This is a genomic window from Paenibacillus sp. FSL M7-0802 (assembly GCF_038004945.1).
Taxonomy (GTDB): domain Bacteria; phylum Bacillota; class Bacilli; order Paenibacillales; family Paenibacillaceae; genus Paenibacillus; species Paenibacillus polymyxa_B.
Window position 1 is genome coordinate 5,359,955 of sequence record NZ_JBBOSD010000001.1, and the last position, 19,297, is coordinate 5,379,251.

Genomic DNA, 19,297 nt, shown 5'->3' on the forward strand with positions numbered 1-19,297 from the left:
AGTTGTAGGGATATGTCAGAACCAATAAAAGTGGCTGTTGTAGGAGCAGCAGGGCGTATGGGCCGTGAAGTTATCAAATTGGTTCTTCAGGATGAGGAACTACAGCTTGTGGCCGCAGTGAACAGAACACATGCCGGCAGTGATGCCGGCCTTCTCGTCGGACTACCGGAAGCGGGTATCGCTATTGTGGAGGATGTGGAGCAGGCTTTACTGGAGAGTCGTGCGGATGTCATGGTCGATTTTACGGGGCCGCGTTTTGCGTACGCACATACAGCGCTTGCTATCAAGCATGGAGTTCGTCCGGTTATCGGAACGACAGGGTTTACCCCCGAACAGATTGATGAACTGGACAAGCAGTGTCGTGAGCAGCAAATTGGTGGTCTGATCGCGCCAAACTTTTCGATTGGGGTCATTTTGATGATGCGTTTTGCGGCTCAGGCAGCGAAATACTTCCCACATCTGGAAATCATCGAATATCATGGTGACCAAAAATTGGACGCGCCATCGGGCACAGCCATTAAGACCGCAGAGCTGATCGCCGAACAGCGTGAAGAGCTACGACAGGGTAACCCGGAAGAGGAAGAAACGTTAGAAGGATCACGGGGGGGTTACTATCAAGGGTTCCGTGTCCACAGTGTCCGTCTTCCCGGTGTGTTCGCACAGCAAGAAGTTATATTCGGAGGATTTGGACAATCTCTGAAAATTCGTCAGGATTCTTATGAACGGGCGGGCTATATGCCTGGTGTTAAAATCGGTATTCAGAAGGTCATGGAGCAGCCAGGGCTTGTATATGGATTTGAGCATTACATCGATTAAGAATACGCGAATGATTTGACGAATGAAATTATAGAATGAGGCAGGAGGAACTTTGAATGTTAAAGATTGCATTTATAGCGCATGACCGAAAAAAGGATGAAATGGTGAATTTCATAACGGCCTATGAGCATGTTTTTACAGATCACCAATTATTTTCAACAGGTACAACAGGTCTGCGCATTATGGAGCAAACCAAGCTTCAAATTCACCGTTTCATGTCCGGGCCGCTTGGAGGAGATCAGCAAATCGGGGCTATGGTTGCGCAAAATGACATGGACTTGATTATATTCTTGCGTGATCCGCTCATGGCACAACCGCATGAGCCGGACATTAGCGCCTTGTTACGTTTGTGTGACGTGCAGGGGATCCCTTTGGCAACTAACGTTGCAACTGCTGAAATACTGGTCAAAGCACTAGACCGTGGCGATTTTGCTTGGCGTGAGCTGGTACATAAATATAAACCGGGCATTGACCAGCAGGGTGATGTAAAATGACGCTGGACATCCTGATTTTCGGAGCCCATGCCGACGATGCAGAAATAGGAATGGGTGGCACGATTGCCAAGCATACAGCCGCTGGTTTAAAGGTGGGCGTGTGCGATTTGACGCGGGCTGAAATGTCATCCAATGGTGATGTGGATACTCGTATGTCAGAAGCTGAACATGCTTCGAAAGTGCTCGGGCTTGCTGTGCGTACGAATTTGGGTCTGCCTGATCGTGGATTAAATGTGACTCCTGAACATGTAGCTGCAGTTACAGCAGAAATTCGACGCCATGCACCGAAAGTTGTATTCGCTCCTTATTGGGAGGATCGGCATCCAGACCATGTCATGTGCAGCAAGTTGGTGGAGGAAGCGGTATTTAACGCCAAGTTGCGACGTTTTATGCCAGAAAATCCTGCGGTACAGGTAGAGCAATTATATTTTTATTTTATTAATGATATTGGCAGAACGGATTTGATTGTGGATATTACCGAGCATTATGAAGCCAAGGAACAGTCGTTGTTGAGTTATGCTTCGCAATTTCAGGCAACGCCTGGAAAGGATACAGTATCCACACCATTAAATCAGGGATATGTAGAACGCGTAAAAGCTCGCGACTCGTTGTTGGGTCAGCGCAAACTGATTTCGTATGCAGAAGGCTTTGCGTCCAAAACGCCATACCTGGTTAAGCTATTCACATAAGGATTTTGCAAAAATCCAATAAGCGACTTCCAATGATAAGATATAGATCGAAATGGTTTAGTTTGTCTATATCTTGTACTTCGGAGCGATTGGAATCGAATTTTGCAAAATCCTGACATAAGAATTCTATACTTGAGCATTTTGCAGAATGTTAAAATAAATCGGCAGAAAAGTTATCACTGATGGGCGGAAGGAGGCAGCTTAGCTTGAATGACAAACTGAAAATTGGAATTACCTGTTACCCGTCGCTGGGTGGCTCCGGCGTAGTGGCTACTGAGTTGGGTAAGTTGCTGGCAGAAAAAGGGCACGAGGTCCATTTTATTGCCAATAGCATTCCGTTCAGATTAGGCGGGGCGTTTCAAAAAAATATTTTTTATCATGAGGTTGAAGTTAACGATTATTACGTGTTTAGATATCCGCCATATGATTTGTCACTGGCGACCAAAATGGCCCAAGTCGCACAAATGAAGAATTTGGACGTACTCCATGTTCATTATGCGGTACCACATGCAGTATGCGCTTACTTGGCGAAGGAAATGGTGGGTGATCATCTGAAGGTGGTAACCACCTTGCATGGTACGGACATTACCGTGTTGGCACAGGATGAGTCGTTGAAGGACCTGATTCGGCTGGCTATTAACAAAAGTGACGCTGTGACAGCAGTTTCCAAGGATTTGATTCGGGAGACGATAGATGCGTTGGAAATTACACGGCCTATTGATTTAACCTACAATTTTGTAGATAAACGGGTATATTATCCACGAGATGCCGCTGCGCTTAGAAGTGATTTTGCCCAACCGCATGAAAAAATAATGATGCATATTTCCAATTTCCGTCCTGTCAAAAGGGTGGGAGATGTGTTGGATATATTTGAAAGAGTGCAACGTAAAGTACCTGCGAAGCTTCTGTTGGTGGGGGAAGGACCGGATCTTCCAAAAATCCGTTGCAAAATCGAGACTTTAGGTCTGCAAGACAAGGTCTTCTTTTTAGGTAAGCAGGATCAGATCGCAGAAGTGATTTCTATGGCGGATGTACTGCTGCTTCCCTCGGAAAAAGAAAGTTTTGGTCTGGTTGCGCTGGAAGCAATGGCCTGTGGAGTGCCGACAATCGGTTCTCAGGCAGGGGGAGTACCTGAACTCGTTGTGCATGGAACTACAGGGTATCTTGCTGAAATCGGTAATACGGAGGCAATGGCTGATTATGCAGTAGAGCTGTTGTCCGATGAAGCGATGGCGGAACGTTTCCGTGAAGCGTGTCTGACACGCGCCCGTACCGTTTTCTGTGATAAGCTGATTACCCGTCAATATGAAGAGATATATTACCGTGTGTTGGGACGCGAGGTGCCGGATCTTAAACCGATCAGCGTTTAAGGGGGCGGACTCGCGTCCGTTTTTTATATTGAATACTTGCAAAGGGGGAAACCCTGTGAATACAAATACTTGGCAATATGCTGACCAAGAGATGGCTCTTCATGGTAGAGAGGTCATACATACACTAACAGCAGCAGGACACGAAGCTTACTGGGTCGGTGGTTGTGTGCGGGATGAGCTATTAGGACGAGCTATTCATGATATGGATTTGACCACTTCGGCTGAGCCTGAACAGGTCATAGCGCTATTCCCTCACGTCATTCCGACAGGGATTCAGCATGGGACGGTTACGGTCATGCAGGGTGGTCATGCGTTCGAGGTGACCACTTTTCGTACGGAAAGCGGTTATGCCGATCACCGCCGTCCAACGGAAGTTGCCTTCGTGAAGGATATCCGTGAGGATCTGATGCGACGGGATTTTACTATGAATGCGATTGCGATGGCAGAACACGGAGAGCGGGTGGACCCGTTTGGGGGAGAAGCCGATTTACGAGCTGCTCTCGTTCGTTGTGTAGGCCGAGCCGAGGAACGCTTTGAGGAGGACGGGTTGCGGATGCTGCGTTGCATCCGTTTTGCCTCTGTCTTTCGGTTCCGCGTTGCATTCAACACCTGGAAAGGTATGATTCGGCGCAGAGAGGGACTTCGTTACATAGCCATGGAACGTGTGCGGGTCGAGCTGGAAAAGATGCTGGCGGGCCCTGACCCTTTACGTGGGTTGGAGATGCTGGGGCGTAGCGGATTGCTCGGCTGTACGAAGGTTCCGGTTCCCTGGGAGCAATGTGAAGCACAAGCGCTCAAGGGGATCGTTCAACTGCAAGAAGAACTGCGGTGGGGCCTGCTCTTAATGTCTTGTAGACTTACCTCAGAGGTAGCGGACGAGCTACTAAGAGCTTGGACCTTCTCCAATGCGGTACGGCTTCGGCTGGTTCATTTGCTGGAATGGGAGACCGAATTAATCTACAGTACTGGTGTCATAGCTGGCGACTCCGTTACGGAGGAGTCTGACATCATCAACGATGAGGCACTGCGTCGTAGCTGGATTCGACTGCTAATTAGACTGGGAAAGAATACAGCTTCAGACTGGCTTGATCTTTACAAGACACTGCCTGCTTCATTCCGCGGATTACCGCCATGGGTAGAAAAGCATGTGGCGAAAACAGCCAAACTGGCAAGCTTGTGGACAAAGCAGGCTGTAGTCGTTCGTATCAAAGATTTAAATATTACAGGAAATGAACTGGTTCAGGCGATGAATCGACCAGGCGGACCTTGGCTGGGTCAGATGATGGAACAGCTTTTACAAGCTGTTGCCTGTGGAGATATTCCGAATGAAACAGAAACATTGCTTCAGGAAGCGAAACGGGTGATGAGTAGTGAATAATCATGAAAGATTGTTAGGCATACTGGAGGAAGGTACATCCGATTACGTATCAGGGGAGGAAATCAGCCGACGGCTCTCGGTTAGCCGAACAGCAGTATGGAAGCAGATCAACAAACTGCGTGAGTTGGGCTACAATATTGATGCCTCCTCGCGTCGGGGCTATCGGTTGATATCCCGACCGGATCGGCTAGAAGTCTCCAAATTGGCCGATATATTAAATACCCAATCGTTTGGCCAGCGTATCGTTGTACTGGATTCGACGGTATCCACTCAGCAGGATGCCATGCGTTTGGCAGAAGAGGGCGCGCCAGAGGGGACAGTAGTGCTTGCAGAGGAACAAACGGCAGGTCGGGGACGTCTGGGGCGGAAGTGGTATTCACCTCGTGGCAAAGGAGTCTGGTTGAGCATTGTGTTGCGCCCTACCCAGCCTTTGGCTTTTACCCCCCAGCTAACGCTACTTACAGGTGTAGCAGTGTGTAGAGCCATTCGTCGGCTGACGGGTGTGGAGGCTGGTATCAAATGGCCAAACGATCTGCTGATTCATGGTCGCAAAGTATCCGGTATTCTGTTGGAATCTGCAACAGAGGATCAACGGGTTCGCTATTGTATTGCAGGGATCGGCATTGACGTAAATTTGAATAAAGAAGATTACCCGGAAGAGTTATCGCAGGTGGGAACGTCATTGAAAATAGAAGCAGGGCGTGAAATTGACCGTACTGTGCTGATTGCCTCAGTGCTGGAAGAGATGGAACAGCTAAGTAAGTTGTATGCCGAGCAGGGGTTCCAGCCTATAGCCATGCTGTGGGAGGCTTTGTCCGTGACTATGAACCGTAGTGTACGGGCACATACCGGACAAGGGATAACTGTAGAAGGTACAGCTGTTGGCTTGGACCCTTCCGGGGCACTCGTGATAGAAACGGATCAGGGAGAGCGAATTCAGGTCATTTCAGGGGATATACAATTATAGAAGCGACCTTAGCTATGAAAACGACCGAAATCGTTCTATTCTCTGTGCAAAACTTCACGTGAAAAAGCTGATGTTTTTTGTTATACTGTGCAGGAGGCGGCATCGGACGGTCCGAGCTGCACTCCAGGGGCACATGCTCTACTTTAGCAAGTTTGTAAGACCATCATAACTTCATTTGAAGGTTACGTTGGATTCTGCTCTGAGCCGAACAGGACCGAGACAGAAGGGACGATCTCAAAATGAGTGTCTTTTTTGGCTGTTCGGACCTTTTGATGACGCAGATGTACAGGCGTTCATAAAAGGTTATTTTTTGTGCCAAAAAAAGATGGAAGGGAGCCATTCGCAATGGCAGGAAAACAAGCACTGAATATTGTGAAAATGAAAAAAATGAAGCAAGAGGGCATTCCGCTCAGTATGCTGACCGCCTATGATTATCCATCAGCTAAAATAGCCGAGGAGGCGGGAATTGACATGATTCTCGTAGGTGACTCGCTGGGTAACGTAGTTCTTGGTTACGATTCAACCATCCCTGTAACCTTGGATGATATCGTGTACCATTCCCGGGCAGTCGCAAGAGGCGCGGAACATACATTTATCGTAGCGGACATGCCTTTTATGACATATCACAGCAGCGTATCAGAAAGTCTTCAGGGCATCCGCCGTCTGATGCAGGAAGGACATGTGCATGCTGTTAAATTGGAGGGCGGAGCTGAAATTGCCGATGTCGTAAAAGCAACTGTTCAGGCAGGTGTGCCTGTATTGGGACATATCGGGCTTACTCCGCAATCGGTTAATCAAATTGGCGGCTATCGCATTCAAGGCAAGGACGAAGCGGACGCACGCCGGTTGATGGCTGACGCCAAGGCGCTGGAGCAGGCGGGTGCTTTTGGCGTTGTACTGGAATTGGTAACTGAGGAAGTGGCAACAGCGATTTCTAAAGAGCTTTCCATTCCAACCATTGGAATTGGTGCTGGACGTGGATGTGACGGTCAGGTACTTGTTTATCACGATCTGATTCAGTACGCATCGCCTTATTTCAGCAAACGCTTTGTTAAAACCTATGCCGATGTAGGCGGCTTGATCCGCAGCAGCATTGAGCAGTATGTGAGTGATGTGAAAGGGCGGGCATTTCCGGCCGCAGAGCATGTGTTCAGCGCGGATGACCGCGTTGTGGAATCCCTATACGGTAAGGCAAAAGGACAGACACAGGAACAAGCTAAGGAAAAGGTGGAATCTCGGTCATGATCATCGTAAGAGAAGTGGCTCAGCTGCGCAAGATTATTGCTGAACGTCGGCAGCTTGGGACAAACGGAGCAAAAACAATAAACGATTCTGCTTCTTTACAGCAACATAAAGTCGGCTTTGTACCAACAATGGGATACCTGCATGAAGGACATGCGAGCTTGATGCACAAGGCGCGTGAAATGGCAGATACGGTGGTGCTTAGCATTTTCGTAAATCCGATTCAATTTGGACCGAATGAAGATCTGGAAAGCTACCCCCGCGATGAAGCTCGTGATTTGGAGGTAGCACGGCGCGAGGGCGTGGATATTGTATTTTTGCCAACTGTAGCAGAAATGTATCCACAACCAACCCAAACCAAAATTCGTGTATCCGCTTTGACAGATCGCTTGTGCGGTGCCTCCCGTCCCGGCCATTTTGATGGTGTGACTACGGTGGTAGCCAAGCTTTTTAACATGATAGGTCCTGATTTGGCCTTTTTTGGAATGAAGGACGCGCAGCAGGTTGCTGTGCTCCAGCAGATGGTGACTGATCTCAATATGAACGTGACTATCGTACCTTGTCCCATCGTCAGAGAGGCGGATGGTTTGGCCCTCAGCTCCCGTAATGTGTATTTAAGTGCAGAACAGCGCGAGCAGGCGTTGGTGCTGTCCCAGTCACTGCGTAAGGTGCAAGAAGTGAGCGAAGATATTGTAACAAACACAATTACGATTCGTCAGCTACATCAAATGGTGGAGTCCACCATTACTTCCTCTCCTTTAGCAGACATTGATTACATTGAAATATTAACTTTTCCCGGTCTGGAGCCCCTTCTTCCCGAGCAACGGCTATGTGATGTTCAGGAAGACGTCATCGTAGCGCTGGCTGTGAAATTTGGCAATACCCGACTGATTGACAATATAAGAATACAGAAGGCGGAGGTGCTTTCCCATGTTTAGAACCATGATGAAATCCAAAATTCACCGCGCTACCGTTACGGAAGCTAACCTGAACTATGTGGGGAGTATCACTATAGATGAAGATCTCATGGAGACATCGGATCTGTTGGAGAATGAAAAGGTTCAAATTGTAAACAATAACAATGGAGCTCGACTGGAAACCTATGTTATCCCCGGACCGCGTGGGAGCGGAGTGATCTGTCTCAACGGTGCGGCAGCCCGTTTGGTGCAGCCTGGTGATACAGTCATTATTATTTCCTATGCTTCCATGTCGAATGAAGAGGCCAAAACATACAAACCAACAGTGGTATTTGTTGATGAACATAATAAACCAGCCCAAACGATGAACAAAGAAGTGCACGCGACGATCATGTAATGAATGGGAGTGCGGATGAAACCCGTCTTTTAAGCGAAAAATGTGAGTGTATTAATCCATCTTTCATAAGGGCGGGATGCACATGTTCCAGCATGTATTCGCAGAAATGAACAGCATGTTAGATGATATCGTGAAGCATTACCCATCAGCCCAGGGCTCCCGCAGGCAGGAGCTGCTACAGCACTGGAGTCTGCTGCGGAGAATGAGTGACGGAATTATGGATGAGTGGCTGGCCTTTGAGGAAAAAATGGTTTGCTTGCGTGCGGCCGGATTTTCCGCAGAGACCGATATGTCTGACACTGAGCTGCCTGAAAAAGAGCTGCCAGCTTTTAATCGGGGGCAAGGGTATTATCGATTACTTATGTACCCTGAGGCGATCCAACAATTTGAGCAGGTACTACAGCATTTTCCGAACAGCTGGCAGAGTCGCATGTATATGGGAATGGCCTATTTTCAACTAGATGATCCAGCAGAGGCTGTATGCCATTTTCAGAAGGTGCTGGACCTGACTGAGCAGGCAGGACTAAAGGCGGTCATCTATAATGCGCTAGGCTGTCTGTTGGCAAAGCAGGCTGACGTAGAGGAGGCGCAAAAATGTTTTGCTCTCGCACATCAGTTCGATCCTGCGTTACCCGAGCCGCTGCACAATATGGAAGCCTGTTTGTCCGGTACCGAAATGCTTCGATACGACAGCTCCATGATGACCTGGATGTAGTTGTCAGACACCGAGTAAGACGATGCATGCCCACCTCCTCAGGCGGCGTGTGCATCGTCTTTTTTGGCTGTCTTAATTTCCAAACAGGCGATCTTCTGCTATGCTAATATATAGAGTTATTATTTTTGTAAGTGTCATAAGAAAGGATTAAGCCCGAATGAAATTTGCGGTATTGGATTTTGAAACGACAGGCACCCAGTCCGCGGATGACATCATTCAAGTCGGACTTGCAATTATAGATCATGATAACAGCATTTCCCGTGTTTACGGCTCTTATGTGAACCCTGGCAGATCTATTCCACCTTTTATCACTGGATTGACCGGAATTACAGACGATGACGTCAAGGATGCTCCTGCACTTGAAGAAATGATGATGGAGCTCGTGCCTATGCTGGACGATGTTGTGCTGGTCGGTCATAATGTGGCGTTTGATTTTAATTTTTTGCAAAACGCTCTGGATCGGTGCGGATATTTGCCGTTTAGCGGAAGAATCTTGGATACAATGGATTTTCTGAAAATTATGTTTCCATCGCTATCTTCGTATCAGTTAGGTTTTGTGTCTTCTGAGTTCGGGCTGGCGCATGATCGCCCTCACCAAGCAGACAGCGACGCGTTGGCTACGGCTGAGGTGTTTTTAAAGTGTCTGGGTGAGCTTCAAGCATTACCTCTGATAACGATACAGCGGCTTAGTGATTTGTTTGCAGAGGAAGACAGTGACCTTGGATGGTTTCTTGATGGGGTGCGTGAAGAGAAAGAGCTTGATCCTATTCAGGATTTGGAGGGACATCAGTTTTTTCGTCAGCTTGCGCTAAAAGTGGAAGATTGGACGGAGCTAGCTGCACCGCGTAGAGAAGATGACCCGAATCCACTTTCAGGTGTTTCCTTTGAGGAGTACATGGATGATGTGCGGGACAATTTGCGTTCATCCTTGAGCCAATATGAGGAGCGCGAGGCGCAGATACAGATGATTGAGGGTGTAAATCAGGCACTGAGTGAAGACAAGCATCTGCTGATCGAAGCAGGTACAGGAACAGGAAAGTCTCTCGGTTATTTGCTCCCATCGCTGTATCACAGTGTAAAAAAAGGACAGCGCGTTATGGTAAGTACACATACGATCAACCTGCAGGAGCAATTACGCGAGCGCGACATTCCTATGCTGACCAAGGTGATTCCGTTTCCGTTCCGGGCTGCTATTTTCAAGGGTCGGGGACATTATTTGTGTCTGCGTAAGTTTGAACATAAAATAAACAGAAGAGACTTCGCGACACCGAAGGAAGACTTAATTACAGCGGCTCAGATGATCGTCTGGTTGACGCTAACAGAAACCGGTGATGATGAAGAACTGAATCTGAGCAACCGTGGAGGAGATTTCTGGGAAACGGTGGCGAGTGATTCAGAGTCCTGTCTTGGTCGTTCTTGTCCATGGTTCCGCAAATGCTATTATCATCGTGCACGCCATGAAGCAGGAATAGCGGATGTCGTTATTACGAATCACTCTAAGTTGTTCACAGACGTCAAAGCCAGTCACCAGTTGTTGCCGAGCTATGAACATCTGGTGATTGATGAAGCCCATCACCTAGAGGAAGTAGCTGGTAAGCACCTAGGTATGCATATGAAATATTTCACACTCGTGCATACACTGACGCGACTGTTCAAAGACAGCAAGAATGGACAACTGCCTTCACTTCGTCAACAGTTGGCGAAATCGGGGCACGAGAAGTCGGCGGATTGGGCCTCAACCATCGACCAGCTGTATCCGCTCGTGTTAGAGGTTAAGGAAACTTGGGACCTGCTAAGCGACAAGCTGTTTGGCATGTTGCCAGAGCGAAGCGATGCGACACCGGGTGAAACAGGACAGTTTTCTTCCCGTCTCAAACCTTCGGCCAAGCCTGCAAAGTGGGATCAGGCGGGGGCTTTGGAAAATCAGCTATATGTAACGATGAGCGAAATTTTGCGCAAGGGCGACAAGCTGATGCTGGACGTCAAGGAAGAACATGACGATTATGCGGCAGATAGCCTTATTACAGATATCACGGGTCTGCTCAAGGATTTGGCGGGAATCCGAGAAAATTTGCGCTTTTTTATCCGACTCGATGATGAAACAACCGTATACTGGCTCGAAGCGAGTGGGCAATTCCGTAGTAAATCATTGCAATTTTATGCGGTGCCCGTCGATGTGAGCCGCCAGTTGAAAGAAATGTTTTTTGACAAAAAAAGAAGCATTATTCTGACGTCTGCTACCTTATCGGTAGATAAGTCGTTTCAGTACATGATCGATCAGCTCGGCTTGCAGGAGGCCGCAGATCAAGAGCGGCTGATGACTTCGCAGCTCCCGTCACCCTTTAATTACAGGGATCAGGTGTTGCTGGTCATTCCACGGGATTTCCCAAGTGTGAAGGGCAGTGTAGGAGATGCACATTTTGTAGATATGCTCGTTAGCTCTCTAGGAGCGACTGCTCAGGCGACGCGGGGGAGAATGCTCGTTCTGTTTACTTCCTATCGGATGCTCCGGCAAGTGTATGAGCCGCTCAAAGAGGCCTTAGCATCCAGCGAAATTACTGTGCTGGGACAAGGTGTGGACAGTGGGAGTCGCAGCAAGCTAACCCGCCGTTTTCAGGAAGCCAAAGCTTCTGTATTGCTGGGAACCAGCAGCTTCTGGGAAGGCGTCGATATTCCAGGAAAGGCTCTGACTTGTCTGGCCATTGTTCGCTTGCCGTTTCAACCGCCGAATCACCCGTTGCTGGAGGCAAAAAGCGAGCTGCTTCAGCAGCAGAAGAAGAATCCATTTATGAAGCTGTCTGTACCACAAGCGGTCATTCGCTTCAAACAGGGATTTGGTCGGTTAGTACGTACAGCGAGCGACCACGGGGTCGTTATCGTTTACGATACGCGTGTGATCGAATCCTATTACGGAAAGCACTTTTTGTACTCGTTACCGGGACCAAAAATGGAGCATATGCCATCGGAGCAAATGGTGCCCCGCATCGCCGAATGGCTCCAATCCGCCCCGGAGACAGAGGCATAACGGACGGACACTAAGTATGTTCGTTACAATTAGGGGGAGCAAGTATGAAATCAGATAAAATTTCAGAGGCTGTCGTACGGAGGTTACCCGTATATTTACGTTATCTGAATGCACTTCACAAACGGGAGGTGGCTACGGTCTCTTCTCAAGAGTTGGGACAGAGGCTAGATTTGAACCCGGCCCAAATCCGTAAAGATCTCGCCTATTTTGGAGATTTTGGTCGGAAGGGTATCGGTTATGATGTTTCTTATCTAATTGAGAAAATACGCCATATCCTGAAAATCGACCAGCAAATTAATGTCGTATTGGTCGGTGCGGGTAATCTGGGGCAAGCCCTTTCGAATTATAACGCTTATTTAAAAGACAATATGAAGATTGTCGCAGTATTTGATGCGTTTCCGGATAAGGTAGGGACCAAGATCAATACATTGGTCGTTCAACCGATGGATGAACTGGAAGCGACTGTGAAAGAAAAAAACATTCGAATCGGGATTATTACCGTACCTGATTTTGAAGCACAGCACGTGGCTGACAGGCTTATTGAGAGCGGAATTGGAGCGATCCTGAACTTTGCACCGACTACTCTCAAGGCACCGGCCAACATTCGGATTCATGCCACAGACTTTACAACTGATTTGCTTAGCCTCGCTTATTATTTGGAGGACGGAAAGGAAGAAACACAATATGACAGTGAATAAATGGATGATTAAAAACGGCTCTTTTGCCGTAAATGGATCAGAAGCTGGGGTAGTCCATGGTTTTATGATTGTGGAGGATAGCCGTATTACTTATATTGGCGAAACTTTGCCTGCGGGTGAGGAAGAGACGGAAGCGATCGATGGTAAGGGGCTATTGTTTTTACCTGGTCTGATTAATACTCATGGTCATGCGGCGATGTCTCTGCTGCGTGGGCATGGAGATGACTTGGCACTTCAAGTATGGCTTCAGGAGAAAATGTGGCCTATGGAAGCCAAGTTTACATCTACGGACGTGTACTGGGGTACGTCCTTGTCTGTGCTGGAAATGCTGAAAGGTGGAACAACGACCTTCCTGGATATGTACGATCATATGGATGAGGTGGCTCGTGTAGCTGAAGAGTCAGGTATTCGTGCAAGTCTGATGCGTGGAGCAATTGGACTTTGCTCGGAAGAAGAACAGCGAATCAAGCTGGCTGAGGCCGTGACTTTTGCGCGTAACTGGCATGGTAAAGCAGACGGGCGTATTACAACGATGATGTCTCCGCACGCGCCATACACATGTCCACCTGCGTTTATTGAAAAATTCGTACAAGCTGCGCATGATCTGGACTTGCCACTGCATACGCACATGTCTGAGACGATCGCCGAAGTGGAGCAAAACGTACGCGACTACGGTTTGCGTCCAGTTGCACACTTAGATAAGCTTGGCTTTTTCTCCCGTCCTTCGCTTGTTGCCCATGGCGTTCATTTGAACGACGAAGAAATAGCTTTACTGGCTGAACGTGGTGTAGCGGTTTCACATAATCCTGGTAGCAACTTGAAGCTGGCAAGTGGTGTGGCCAGAGTGCCTGAATTGCTGCGTGCAGGGGTTACTGTTTCTCTCGGAACGGATGGTCCTGCCAGCAATAATAACCTGGATATGTTCGAGGAAATGCGTCTGGCGGCACTTATTCACAAGGGTGTATCCGGTGACCCTACGGCAGTTCCTGCAAGTGAAGCGCTGCGTCTGGCAACAGAATACGGTGCAAAGTCGATTGGTTTAAAAGAAGTAGGAGCGTTGGCAGCAGGCAACAAGGCTGACTTTATCGCGTTGGATCTGAATCAGGCACATTTCTTGCCGCGTACAGATCTTATTTCCCATGCGGTATACTCTGCAAGCGCCAAGGACGTGGCTCATGTGTGGGTAGACGGTCGCCAGGTTGTGAAAAACGGCGAATGCCTGACTATGGACGAGGAACGTATCAAACATGAGGCACAAGCCGCCTTTGAAGGGCTGCTGTCGCGCTAATTTAGGTGTCACATCCCCTTAGAGAGGAAGCACAGGTTTGAAAAATAAGAAAAAATGGATAGCGGTCGCCATTTTGGCCGTGATACTGATCCTGGTCAGCATTTTCTGGTATTATTCCTATGTTACTCAAGACCAGGTGGCTGAGAAAAATGCCGCTATCATTAAGGCCAAGCAATCAGGTGGTCTGGTTAGCACGACTCAAACATGGAAGTCTGTGTGGGATCAGGTATATTGGGTGGTTCAAGGGAAAAATGCACAGAATGAAAATATAATGGTGTGGGTTCCTTTTCAAAAAGTGGAAGGACAACCTAACGTACCTGTCGCAGATAATAGCGGTGTTCACACCGAGTTGCTGAAGAACGGAGTCGATGAGCAAAAAATGACGGCAATAATTCAGCAGCAGCTTCCAGGTGCAAAAATTGTAAGGCTTCAGCCGAGTGTGTTCAATGGCGAATATGTGTGGCAGTTGTTTTACGATGATGGAAGTCATCATTACTACACCTTTTATCGTTTCTCAGATGGGGTAGCGACGGGTGTGAAATATACTTTGCCCAATAACTGAGCTGGTGTGAGGATTGGCAAATGTTGAATGAATGACTAGTAAATGATTAAAAACTCAAGAAAAAGACGTAAATACGACAAAAATCGTATTTACGTCTTTTAGTTTTGCTATGCCGTAAAGCTGGCTGAAAGCCAGTGAAGCATCTTTACCTATCCATCTTCTCTCCTAGGTCAAATTCATCTTTATGGCGGGCAACAGCGATCGTAAGATCAAATCCTACACGCAGCGTCTCGCCTCCACCATAACCAAAGATTTTGCCTCATCACAACTCCTCCACACATTGCCTTCGATATTAGATATACGTTATGATATACTATATTTTATAAGTGATAGACAAAAATGATAGAAAAAAGAATTGCTGATCACTATAAGATCATGCAATTTGGTTGTTTGTTGACATTCGTCCCGTTTCTTCTGAGTTTTACATTTTGAGAGGAGGATGTTGTTTGAAATTGCGTGCAGTTCCTATCGTTGTGGCGGCAGTTTTGGCAGCTTTGCTGCTATTTGGGGGATGGTTCATTTACCGTCAGGTTACAATGCAAAGTCCTCTGGAAAAACTGGTATCTCAATATCCAGGCGTGACAAGCGCTCAAATAGATATTAAACAGGATCAGGTTGTATTGAAACTAGATCTCAAACCGCAGGCGGATGTGGCCAAATTGGTCGATGTGGTTAAGCAAAAAGGACAATCCATCATTGGCAGCCGCACCATTAAGTTGGATATCGCAGATCGTTCCAATTCAGCACTGAATCAATGGTGGTCTGAGGCTATGTTTCCTGTGGCCGAAGCGATGGAAAATAAAAAGTATACTCAAATTTCATCTACAGTTGAGCAGATGAAAAAGAAAAAGACGGGTATCAAAGCTGATACCGATATGGATTCGAACAATGTCTATATCCGACTCAGCGAAGGTAAAGCGACCAAGTTTATCGTTTTGCCACGTCAATCTCAGCAAATGGGGGTATGGCCTAATGCCTAGATGGATTAAGGAAATATTAATCGGCATTGTGCCGGTAACCATTATATTTCTCGTTTTTATTGGGGTAAATATTATCCCTCTTCTGGTTGCTGGCGTGATGTTCAGCGGCTTGTTAATGCTTATGCATGCGCGTGGCGGTTTGGCCGTAGGTGCTGGGCAAGAGCGTAAACGTAAAAAAAATGGTCCGGACAAGCTGACTTTTGAGGAAATCGGTGGGCAAGAAAGCGCTAAGCAGGAACTGCGCGAGGCCCTGGATTTTTTGAATCGACATGATGAAATTTCCAAGTTTGGTATCCGTCCATTAAAAGGCGTTTTGCTCACTGGTCCTCCGGGAACAGGAAAAACGCTGATGGCGAAGGCAGCGGCACACTACACTAATTCTGTATTTGTTGCAGCCTCAGGTAGTGAATTTGTTGAAATGTACGTTGGTGTTGGAGCGGGTCGTGTCCGTGAGTTGTTTCGGGAGGCGCGTACTCGTGCAGCCAAGGAAAAGAAGGAAAATGCAATTATTTTTATTGACGAAATCGATGTAATTGGTGGTAAACGTGAGGGTGGACAGCAACGAGAATATGATCAGACTTTGAATCAGTTACTGACAGAAATGGATGGTATTTATTCCGCAGATACACCGCGGATTTTGATCATTGCGGCAACAAACCGTAAAGAAATGCTGGACAGCGCCTTAACGCGTCCAGGGCGTTTTGATCGTCATATTCAAGTGGATCTGCCTGACAAGAAGGGCCGTCTTCATATTCTAAAAATTCATGCCAAAAACAAACCGATTCAGGAAGATGCAAATCTGGACAAAATTGCTGAGGAATCTTACGGGTTTTCCGGCGCACAGCTGGAGAGCGTGATGAATGAAGCAGCAATCTATGCGATGAGACAGGATCAGAAAATGATTGCGCAGAAGCATCTGTCGATGGCAATTGACAAAGTGATGATGGGTGAAAAGACAGACCGAGAATCGACCTTGGAAGAGAAAAAACGTGTAGCGATTCATGAACTAGGACATGCTATTATGGCCGAAATTGTTCGTCCCGGTAGCGTAAGCCAGGTAGCACTTAGCCCTCGTGGGAAAGCGCTTGGCTATGTGCGCCACAATCCACAGCAAGAGCATTATTTATACACCAAGCAGTTCCTGGAGGAGCAAATTATGATCTCGCTCGCAGGGGCTACGGCGGAAGAAATGTACTATGGCGGTCGCAGTACCGGCTCAAGTAATGATTTTGAGCAGGCGCTGAACATCGTCCATACGATGATGACTTCCGGTTTGACTTCACTTGGCATTATTAACATGGAAATGGTAACCAAAGAAGAACTCATGCGGGAAAATGGCGAGATAATGGCTGACCTGCATACCCGAACTTTGGAGCTGCTGGAAAAGCATCGTCCTGTGTTCGACAACTCACTTGACATCCTGATGAAGGAAGAAACTCTGTCTGGAGACCAATTTAGATGTCAATTTAGTGAAAATGCTTTATTACCAGCATAATTTTTTATGCTGGTTATTTTTTTTTACTTTTAGTCCGTGCTAAGATATTATTATCTATTGGGACATAAACATGTATTTTTCGACAAAGAAGGATACAATATATGAGAGTGACCAGGAAAGGGTGGAGTAAAGAATCATGCAATTTAAAAAAATCGGCGTCATCGGCGGCGGCACCATGGGACAGGGGATTTCTGAAATGCTCGCGTCCAAAGGAATCGATGTGCTGCTGGTAGAGCAGACACCAGAGAAACTAGACTACGCCTACAATATGATTGAAACGAGTCTGGACAAACAACTGGAAAAGTGGGCAATTACTCAAGCTGAGAAAAAATTGATCTTATCCCGTATTCAAAAAGTAATCCATTTAGCGGAGCTCGGCAGCTGTGATATGGTCATTGAGACTATTACAGAGAATCTGGACGAGAAGAAAGCAGTGTTCCAAGAGCTAGACCATGTGTGTCCAAGCAATATTATTCTTGCAAGTAATACATCCACGCTGAGCCTGACCGAGCTTGCTAGCTCGACCAAGTATCCTGAGCGTGTTATTGGTATGCACTTTATTTATCCAGTATCCCGTATTGATCTTGTAGAAATTATTCGTGGTTTGAAAACTTCGGACGATACATTTGAAAACACTAAAATGTTCGTGGAAGAGATAGTGGAGAAAAAAGGAGTCATGATTTATGAATCTCCTGGATTCGTAACAAGCCGGATTATCTGTCTGCTGATTAACGAAGCGGCCCATGTACTTCAAGAAGGCGTGGCTTCCGCTGATGATATCGATGACGCTATGCGAATCGGATATAACTTCCAAAGCGGCCCTTTGGAAATGGCTGACCGCTTTGGTCTGGATTCCGTTTTGGCTGCTCTGGAGCGTATGTTCCGTGAATTCGGCGAATTGAAATATCGTCCGTCCATCGTACTGAAGAAAATGGTGCGTGCAGGTAATCTGGGCGTGAAATCGGGCGAAGGCTTCTTTAAGTACGACAAGGATGGTGACCGGATATGAAAATTCTCGTAATCAATGCAGGGAGTTCTTCCCTGAAATACCAATTGTATGATATGACGGACGAGTCCGTTCTGGCAAAAGGATTGGTAGAGCGCATCGGTATGGATTCCTCCATTCTGACGCATAAGCCAACCAATAAAGAAGAATACACTGAAGTTAGCGAGATTTTGGAACATACTACAGCCATCCGTAAAGTGCTGAACGTACTCACAGATGCTGAACATGGTGTAATCTCCAGTACTAGTGAAATTCAGGCTGTGGGCCATCGTGTGGTTCATGGAGGCGAAATCTTCAAACAGTCAGCAGTTGTAACGCCTGAAGCGAAGAGTGAAATCCGTCGCTTGTTTGACCTGGCGCCACTGCATAACCCTGCTTCCATGATGGGGATTAAAGCGGCTGAATTGAATATGCCAGATGTACCACAGGTTGTGGTATTTGATACCTCGTTCCATCAAACTATGCCTGAAAAAGCTTATATGTACGCCATTCCAAGAGTGTTGTACAATAAGTATAAGGTTCGTCGTTACGGTGCCCACGGCACTTCCCATGATTTTGTAAGTAAGGAAGCCGCCAAATTCCTTGGTCGTCCTTTGGAAGACCTGAAGATTATCACTTGTCATATCGGTAATGGTGGTAGTGTAACAGCAGTTCAAGGCGGTTTGTCTGTTGATACTTCCATGGGTATGACTCCATTGGAAGGTCTTATGATGGGTACTCGTAGTGGTGATTTGGACCCAGCAATCGTACCTTATGTCATGAACAAAGAAGAATTGACTGTCAATGAAGTCAATTCCATGTTGAACAAGCATAGTGGACTTTTAGCTATCTCCGGTATCAGCAGTGACATGCGTGAAATCACAGAAGGTATGGAAAAAGGCGAAGCTAATTCTACATTGGCATTCGAAATGTATGAATACCGTCTGCGCAAATACATTGGATCGTATGCTGCCGCAATGAACGGAGTAGACGTAATTGCATTTACAGCAGGTGTAGGCGAGAACTCCATCGTTCTGCGTAAGAGAGTGTTGGAGCAATTGACATTCCTCGGTATCGAGCTGGATGAATCGTTGAATGCTATTCGTTCTGGCGAGCCTCGTCGGATTACAACTGCAAATTCAAAGGTAGAAGTACTGATCATTCCAACGAACGAAGAACTGGTTATTGCCCGCGACACGTTCCGTTTGGTTCAGTAGTTCGGTTCGAAAGTGTAAACTTTATGCATGCGGACTATTGTTTGAGTTCCGCATGCACCAAA

General features: G+C 47.1%; 18 protein-coding genes. All 18 read left to right on the forward strand.

Features of this window, described 5'->3' with window-relative positions; genetic code table 11:
* Window positions 1–12 precede the first annotated feature (12 nt).
* The 18 genes from dapB (at window position 13) to MHB54_RS24590 (ending at window position 19,235) form a co-directional block, all read left to right on the forward strand.
* Entirely contained in the window at window positions 13–816 is an 804-nt protein-coding gene (dapB, locus tag MHB54_RS24505) for a 4-hydroxy-tetrahydrodipicolinate reductase (RefSeq protein WP_023989146.1), read from the forward strand.
* Between the two features lie 56 nt (window positions 817–872).
* Window positions 873–1,310: a methylglyoxal synthase gene (gene mgsA / locus MHB54_RS24510; RefSeq protein WP_023989145.1), complete on the forward strand. Its 438-nt coding sequence runs from the start codon at window positions 873–875 to the stop codon at window positions 1,308–1,310.
* A complete protein-coding gene (gene bshB1 / locus MHB54_RS24515) occupies window positions 1,307–1,999 on the forward strand; it encodes a bacillithiol biosynthesis deacetylase BshB1 (RefSeq protein WP_023989144.1) in 693 nt (230 codons plus the stop codon). Before mgsA ends, bshB1 begins: the two co-directional genes overlap by 4 nt.
* A 206-nt stretch (window positions 2,000–2,205) precedes the next feature.
* Entirely contained in the window at window positions 2,206–3,369 is a 1,164-nt protein-coding gene (gene bshA, locus MHB54_RS24520; protein ID WP_023989143.1) for an N-acetyl-alpha-D-glucosaminyl L-malate synthase BshA, read from the forward strand.
* A 55-nt stretch (window positions 3,370–3,424) separates the two neighbouring features.
* The gene (locus MHB54_RS24525) at window positions 3,425–4,747 is read left to right on the forward strand and encodes a CCA tRNA nucleotidyltransferase (protein WP_264453642.1); all 1,323 of its coding nucleotides are present in this window, start codon (window positions 3,425–3,427) and stop codon (window positions 4,745–4,747) included.
* The gene (locus MHB54_RS24530) at window positions 4,740–5,714 is read left to right on the forward strand and encodes a biotin--[acetyl-CoA-carboxylase] ligase (RefSeq protein WP_028540649.1); all 975 of its coding nucleotides are present in this window, start codon (window positions 4,740–4,742) and stop codon (window positions 5,712–5,714) included. Before MHB54_RS24525 ends, MHB54_RS24530 begins: the two co-directional genes overlap by 8 nt.
* Window positions 5,715–6,059: 345 nt before the next feature.
* Window positions 6,060–6,959, forward strand: a complete 900-nt coding sequence (gene panB, locus MHB54_RS24535) for a 3-methyl-2-oxobutanoate hydroxymethyltransferase (RefSeq protein ID WP_023989139.1) — start codon at window positions 6,060–6,062, stop codon at window positions 6,957–6,959.
* Complete coding sequence (gene panC / locus MHB54_RS24540) at window positions 6,956–7,894, forward strand: pantoate--beta-alanine ligase (protein ID WP_023989138.1); 939 nt, start codon at window positions 6,956–6,958, stop codon at window positions 7,892–7,894. The genes panB and panC overlap by 4 nt, the downstream gene beginning before the upstream one ends.
* Window positions 7,887–8,270 carry an aspartate 1-decarboxylase gene (gene panD / locus MHB54_RS24545; protein WP_013371641.1) on the forward strand — a complete coding sequence of 128 codons (384 nt, stop codon included), beginning with the start codon at window positions 7,887–7,889 and terminating at the stop codon, window positions 8,268–8,270. The genes panC and panD overlap by 8 nt, the downstream gene beginning before the upstream one ends.
* An 82-nt stretch (window positions 8,271–8,352) precedes the next feature.
* Window positions 8,353–8,985, forward strand: a complete 633-nt coding sequence (locus tag MHB54_RS24550) for a tetratricopeptide repeat protein (RefSeq protein ID WP_023989137.1) — start codon at window positions 8,353–8,355, stop codon at window positions 8,983–8,985.
* A 157-nt stretch (window positions 8,986–9,142) separates the two neighbouring features.
* Window positions 9,143–12,010, forward strand: coding sequence for an ATP-dependent DNA helicase DinG (gene dinG / locus MHB54_RS24555; RefSeq protein WP_023989136.1), 2,868 nt, complete (start codon window positions 9,143–9,145; stop codon window positions 12,008–12,010).
* 44 nt (window positions 12,011–12,054) lie between these two features.
* Window positions 12,055–12,708 (forward strand): redox-sensing transcriptional repressor Rex, encoded by a 654-nt coding sequence (locus MHB54_RS24560; RefSeq protein WP_013310684.1) that lies wholly within the window; start codon window positions 12,055–12,057, stop codon window positions 12,706–12,708.
* Window positions 12,695–13,996, forward strand: coding sequence for an amidohydrolase (locus tag MHB54_RS24565; RefSeq protein ID WP_023989134.1), 1,302 nt, complete (start codon window positions 12,695–12,697; stop codon window positions 13,994–13,996). The genes MHB54_RS24560 and MHB54_RS24565 overlap by 14 nt, the downstream gene beginning before the upstream one ends.
* Before the next feature lie 37 nt (window positions 13,997–14,033).
* On the forward strand, window positions 14,034–14,558 hold the full coding sequence (locus MHB54_RS24570) for a cell wall elongation regulator TseB-like domain-containing protein (protein WP_069079760.1): 525 nt from the start codon (window positions 14,034–14,036) through the stop codon (window positions 14,556–14,558).
* Window positions 14,559–15,004: 446 nt separating this feature from the next.
* On the forward strand, window positions 15,005–15,538 hold the full coding sequence (locus tag MHB54_RS24575) for a hypothetical protein (protein WP_220025323.1): 534 nt from the start codon (window positions 15,005–15,007) through the stop codon (window positions 15,536–15,538).
* Window positions 15,531–17,033, forward strand: coding sequence for an AAA family ATPase (locus MHB54_RS24580; protein ID WP_069079759.1), 1,503 nt, complete (start codon window positions 15,531–15,533; stop codon window positions 17,031–17,033). The genes MHB54_RS24575 and MHB54_RS24580 overlap by 8 nt, the downstream gene beginning before the upstream one ends.
* Window positions 17,034–17,169: 136 nt before the next feature.
* On the forward strand, window positions 17,170–18,042 hold the full coding sequence (locus MHB54_RS24585) for a 3-hydroxyacyl-CoA dehydrogenase family protein (protein WP_023989130.1): 873 nt from the start codon (window positions 17,170–17,172) through the stop codon (window positions 18,040–18,042).
* Window positions 18,039–19,235 carry an acetate/propionate family kinase gene (locus MHB54_RS24590; RefSeq protein ID WP_023989129.1) on the forward strand — a complete coding sequence of 399 codons (1,197 nt, stop codon included), beginning with the start codon at window positions 18,039–18,041 and terminating at the stop codon, window positions 19,233–19,235. The genes MHB54_RS24585 and MHB54_RS24590 overlap by 4 nt, the downstream gene beginning before the upstream one ends.
* The last annotated feature ends 62 nt before the right edge of the window (window positions 19,236–19,297 follow it).

What these genes read in the sequence shown, in the direction of transcription:
- dapB (WP_023989146.1), top strand. Translation starts at nt 13, where the DNA reads ATGTCAGAACCAATAAAAGTGGCTGTTGTAGGAGCAGCAGGGCGTATG.
- mgsA (WP_023989145.1), top strand. Translation starts at nt 873, where the DNA reads ATGTTAAAGATTGCATTTATAGCGCATGACCGAAAAAAGGATGAAATG.
- bshB1 (WP_023989144.1), top strand. Translation starts at nt 1,307, where the DNA reads ATGACGCTGGACATCCTGATTTTCGGAGCCCATGCCGACGATGCAGAA.
- panB (WP_023989139.1), top strand. Translation starts at nt 6,060, where the DNA reads ATGGCAGGAAAACAAGCACTGAATATTGTGAAAATGAAAAAAATGAAG.
- panC (WP_023989138.1), top strand. Translation starts at nt 6,956, where the DNA reads ATGATCATCGTAAGAGAAGTGGCTCAGCTGCGCAAGATTATTGCTGAA.
- panD (WP_013371641.1), top strand. Translation starts at nt 7,887, where the DNA reads ATGTTTAGAACCATGATGAAATCCAAAATTCACCGCGCTACCGTTACG.
- MHB54_RS24550 (WP_023989137.1), top strand. Translation starts at nt 8,353, where the DNA reads ATGTTCCAGCATGTATTCGCAGAAATGAACAGCATGTTAGATGATATC.
- dinG (WP_023989136.1), top strand. Translation starts at nt 9,143, where the DNA reads ATGAAATTTGCGGTATTGGATTTTGAAACGACAGGCACCCAGTCCGCG.
- MHB54_RS24560 (WP_013310684.1), top strand. Translation starts at nt 12,055, where the DNA reads ATGAAATCAGATAAAATTTCAGAGGCTGTCGTACGGAGGTTACCCGTA.
- MHB54_RS24565 (WP_023989134.1), top strand. Translation starts at nt 12,695, where the DNA reads ATGACAGTGAATAAATGGATGATTAAAAACGGCTCTTTTGCCGTAAAT.
- MHB54_RS24580 (WP_069079759.1), top strand. Translation starts at nt 15,531, where the DNA reads ATGCCTAGATGGATTAAGGAAATATTAATCGGCATTGTGCCGGTAACC.
- MHB54_RS24585 (WP_023989130.1), top strand. Translation starts at nt 17,170, where the DNA reads ATGCAATTTAAAAAAATCGGCGTCATCGGCGGCGGCACCATGGGACAG.
- MHB54_RS24590 (WP_023989129.1), top strand. Translation starts at nt 18,039, where the DNA reads ATGAAAATTCTCGTAATCAATGCAGGGAGTTCTTCCCTGAAATACCAA.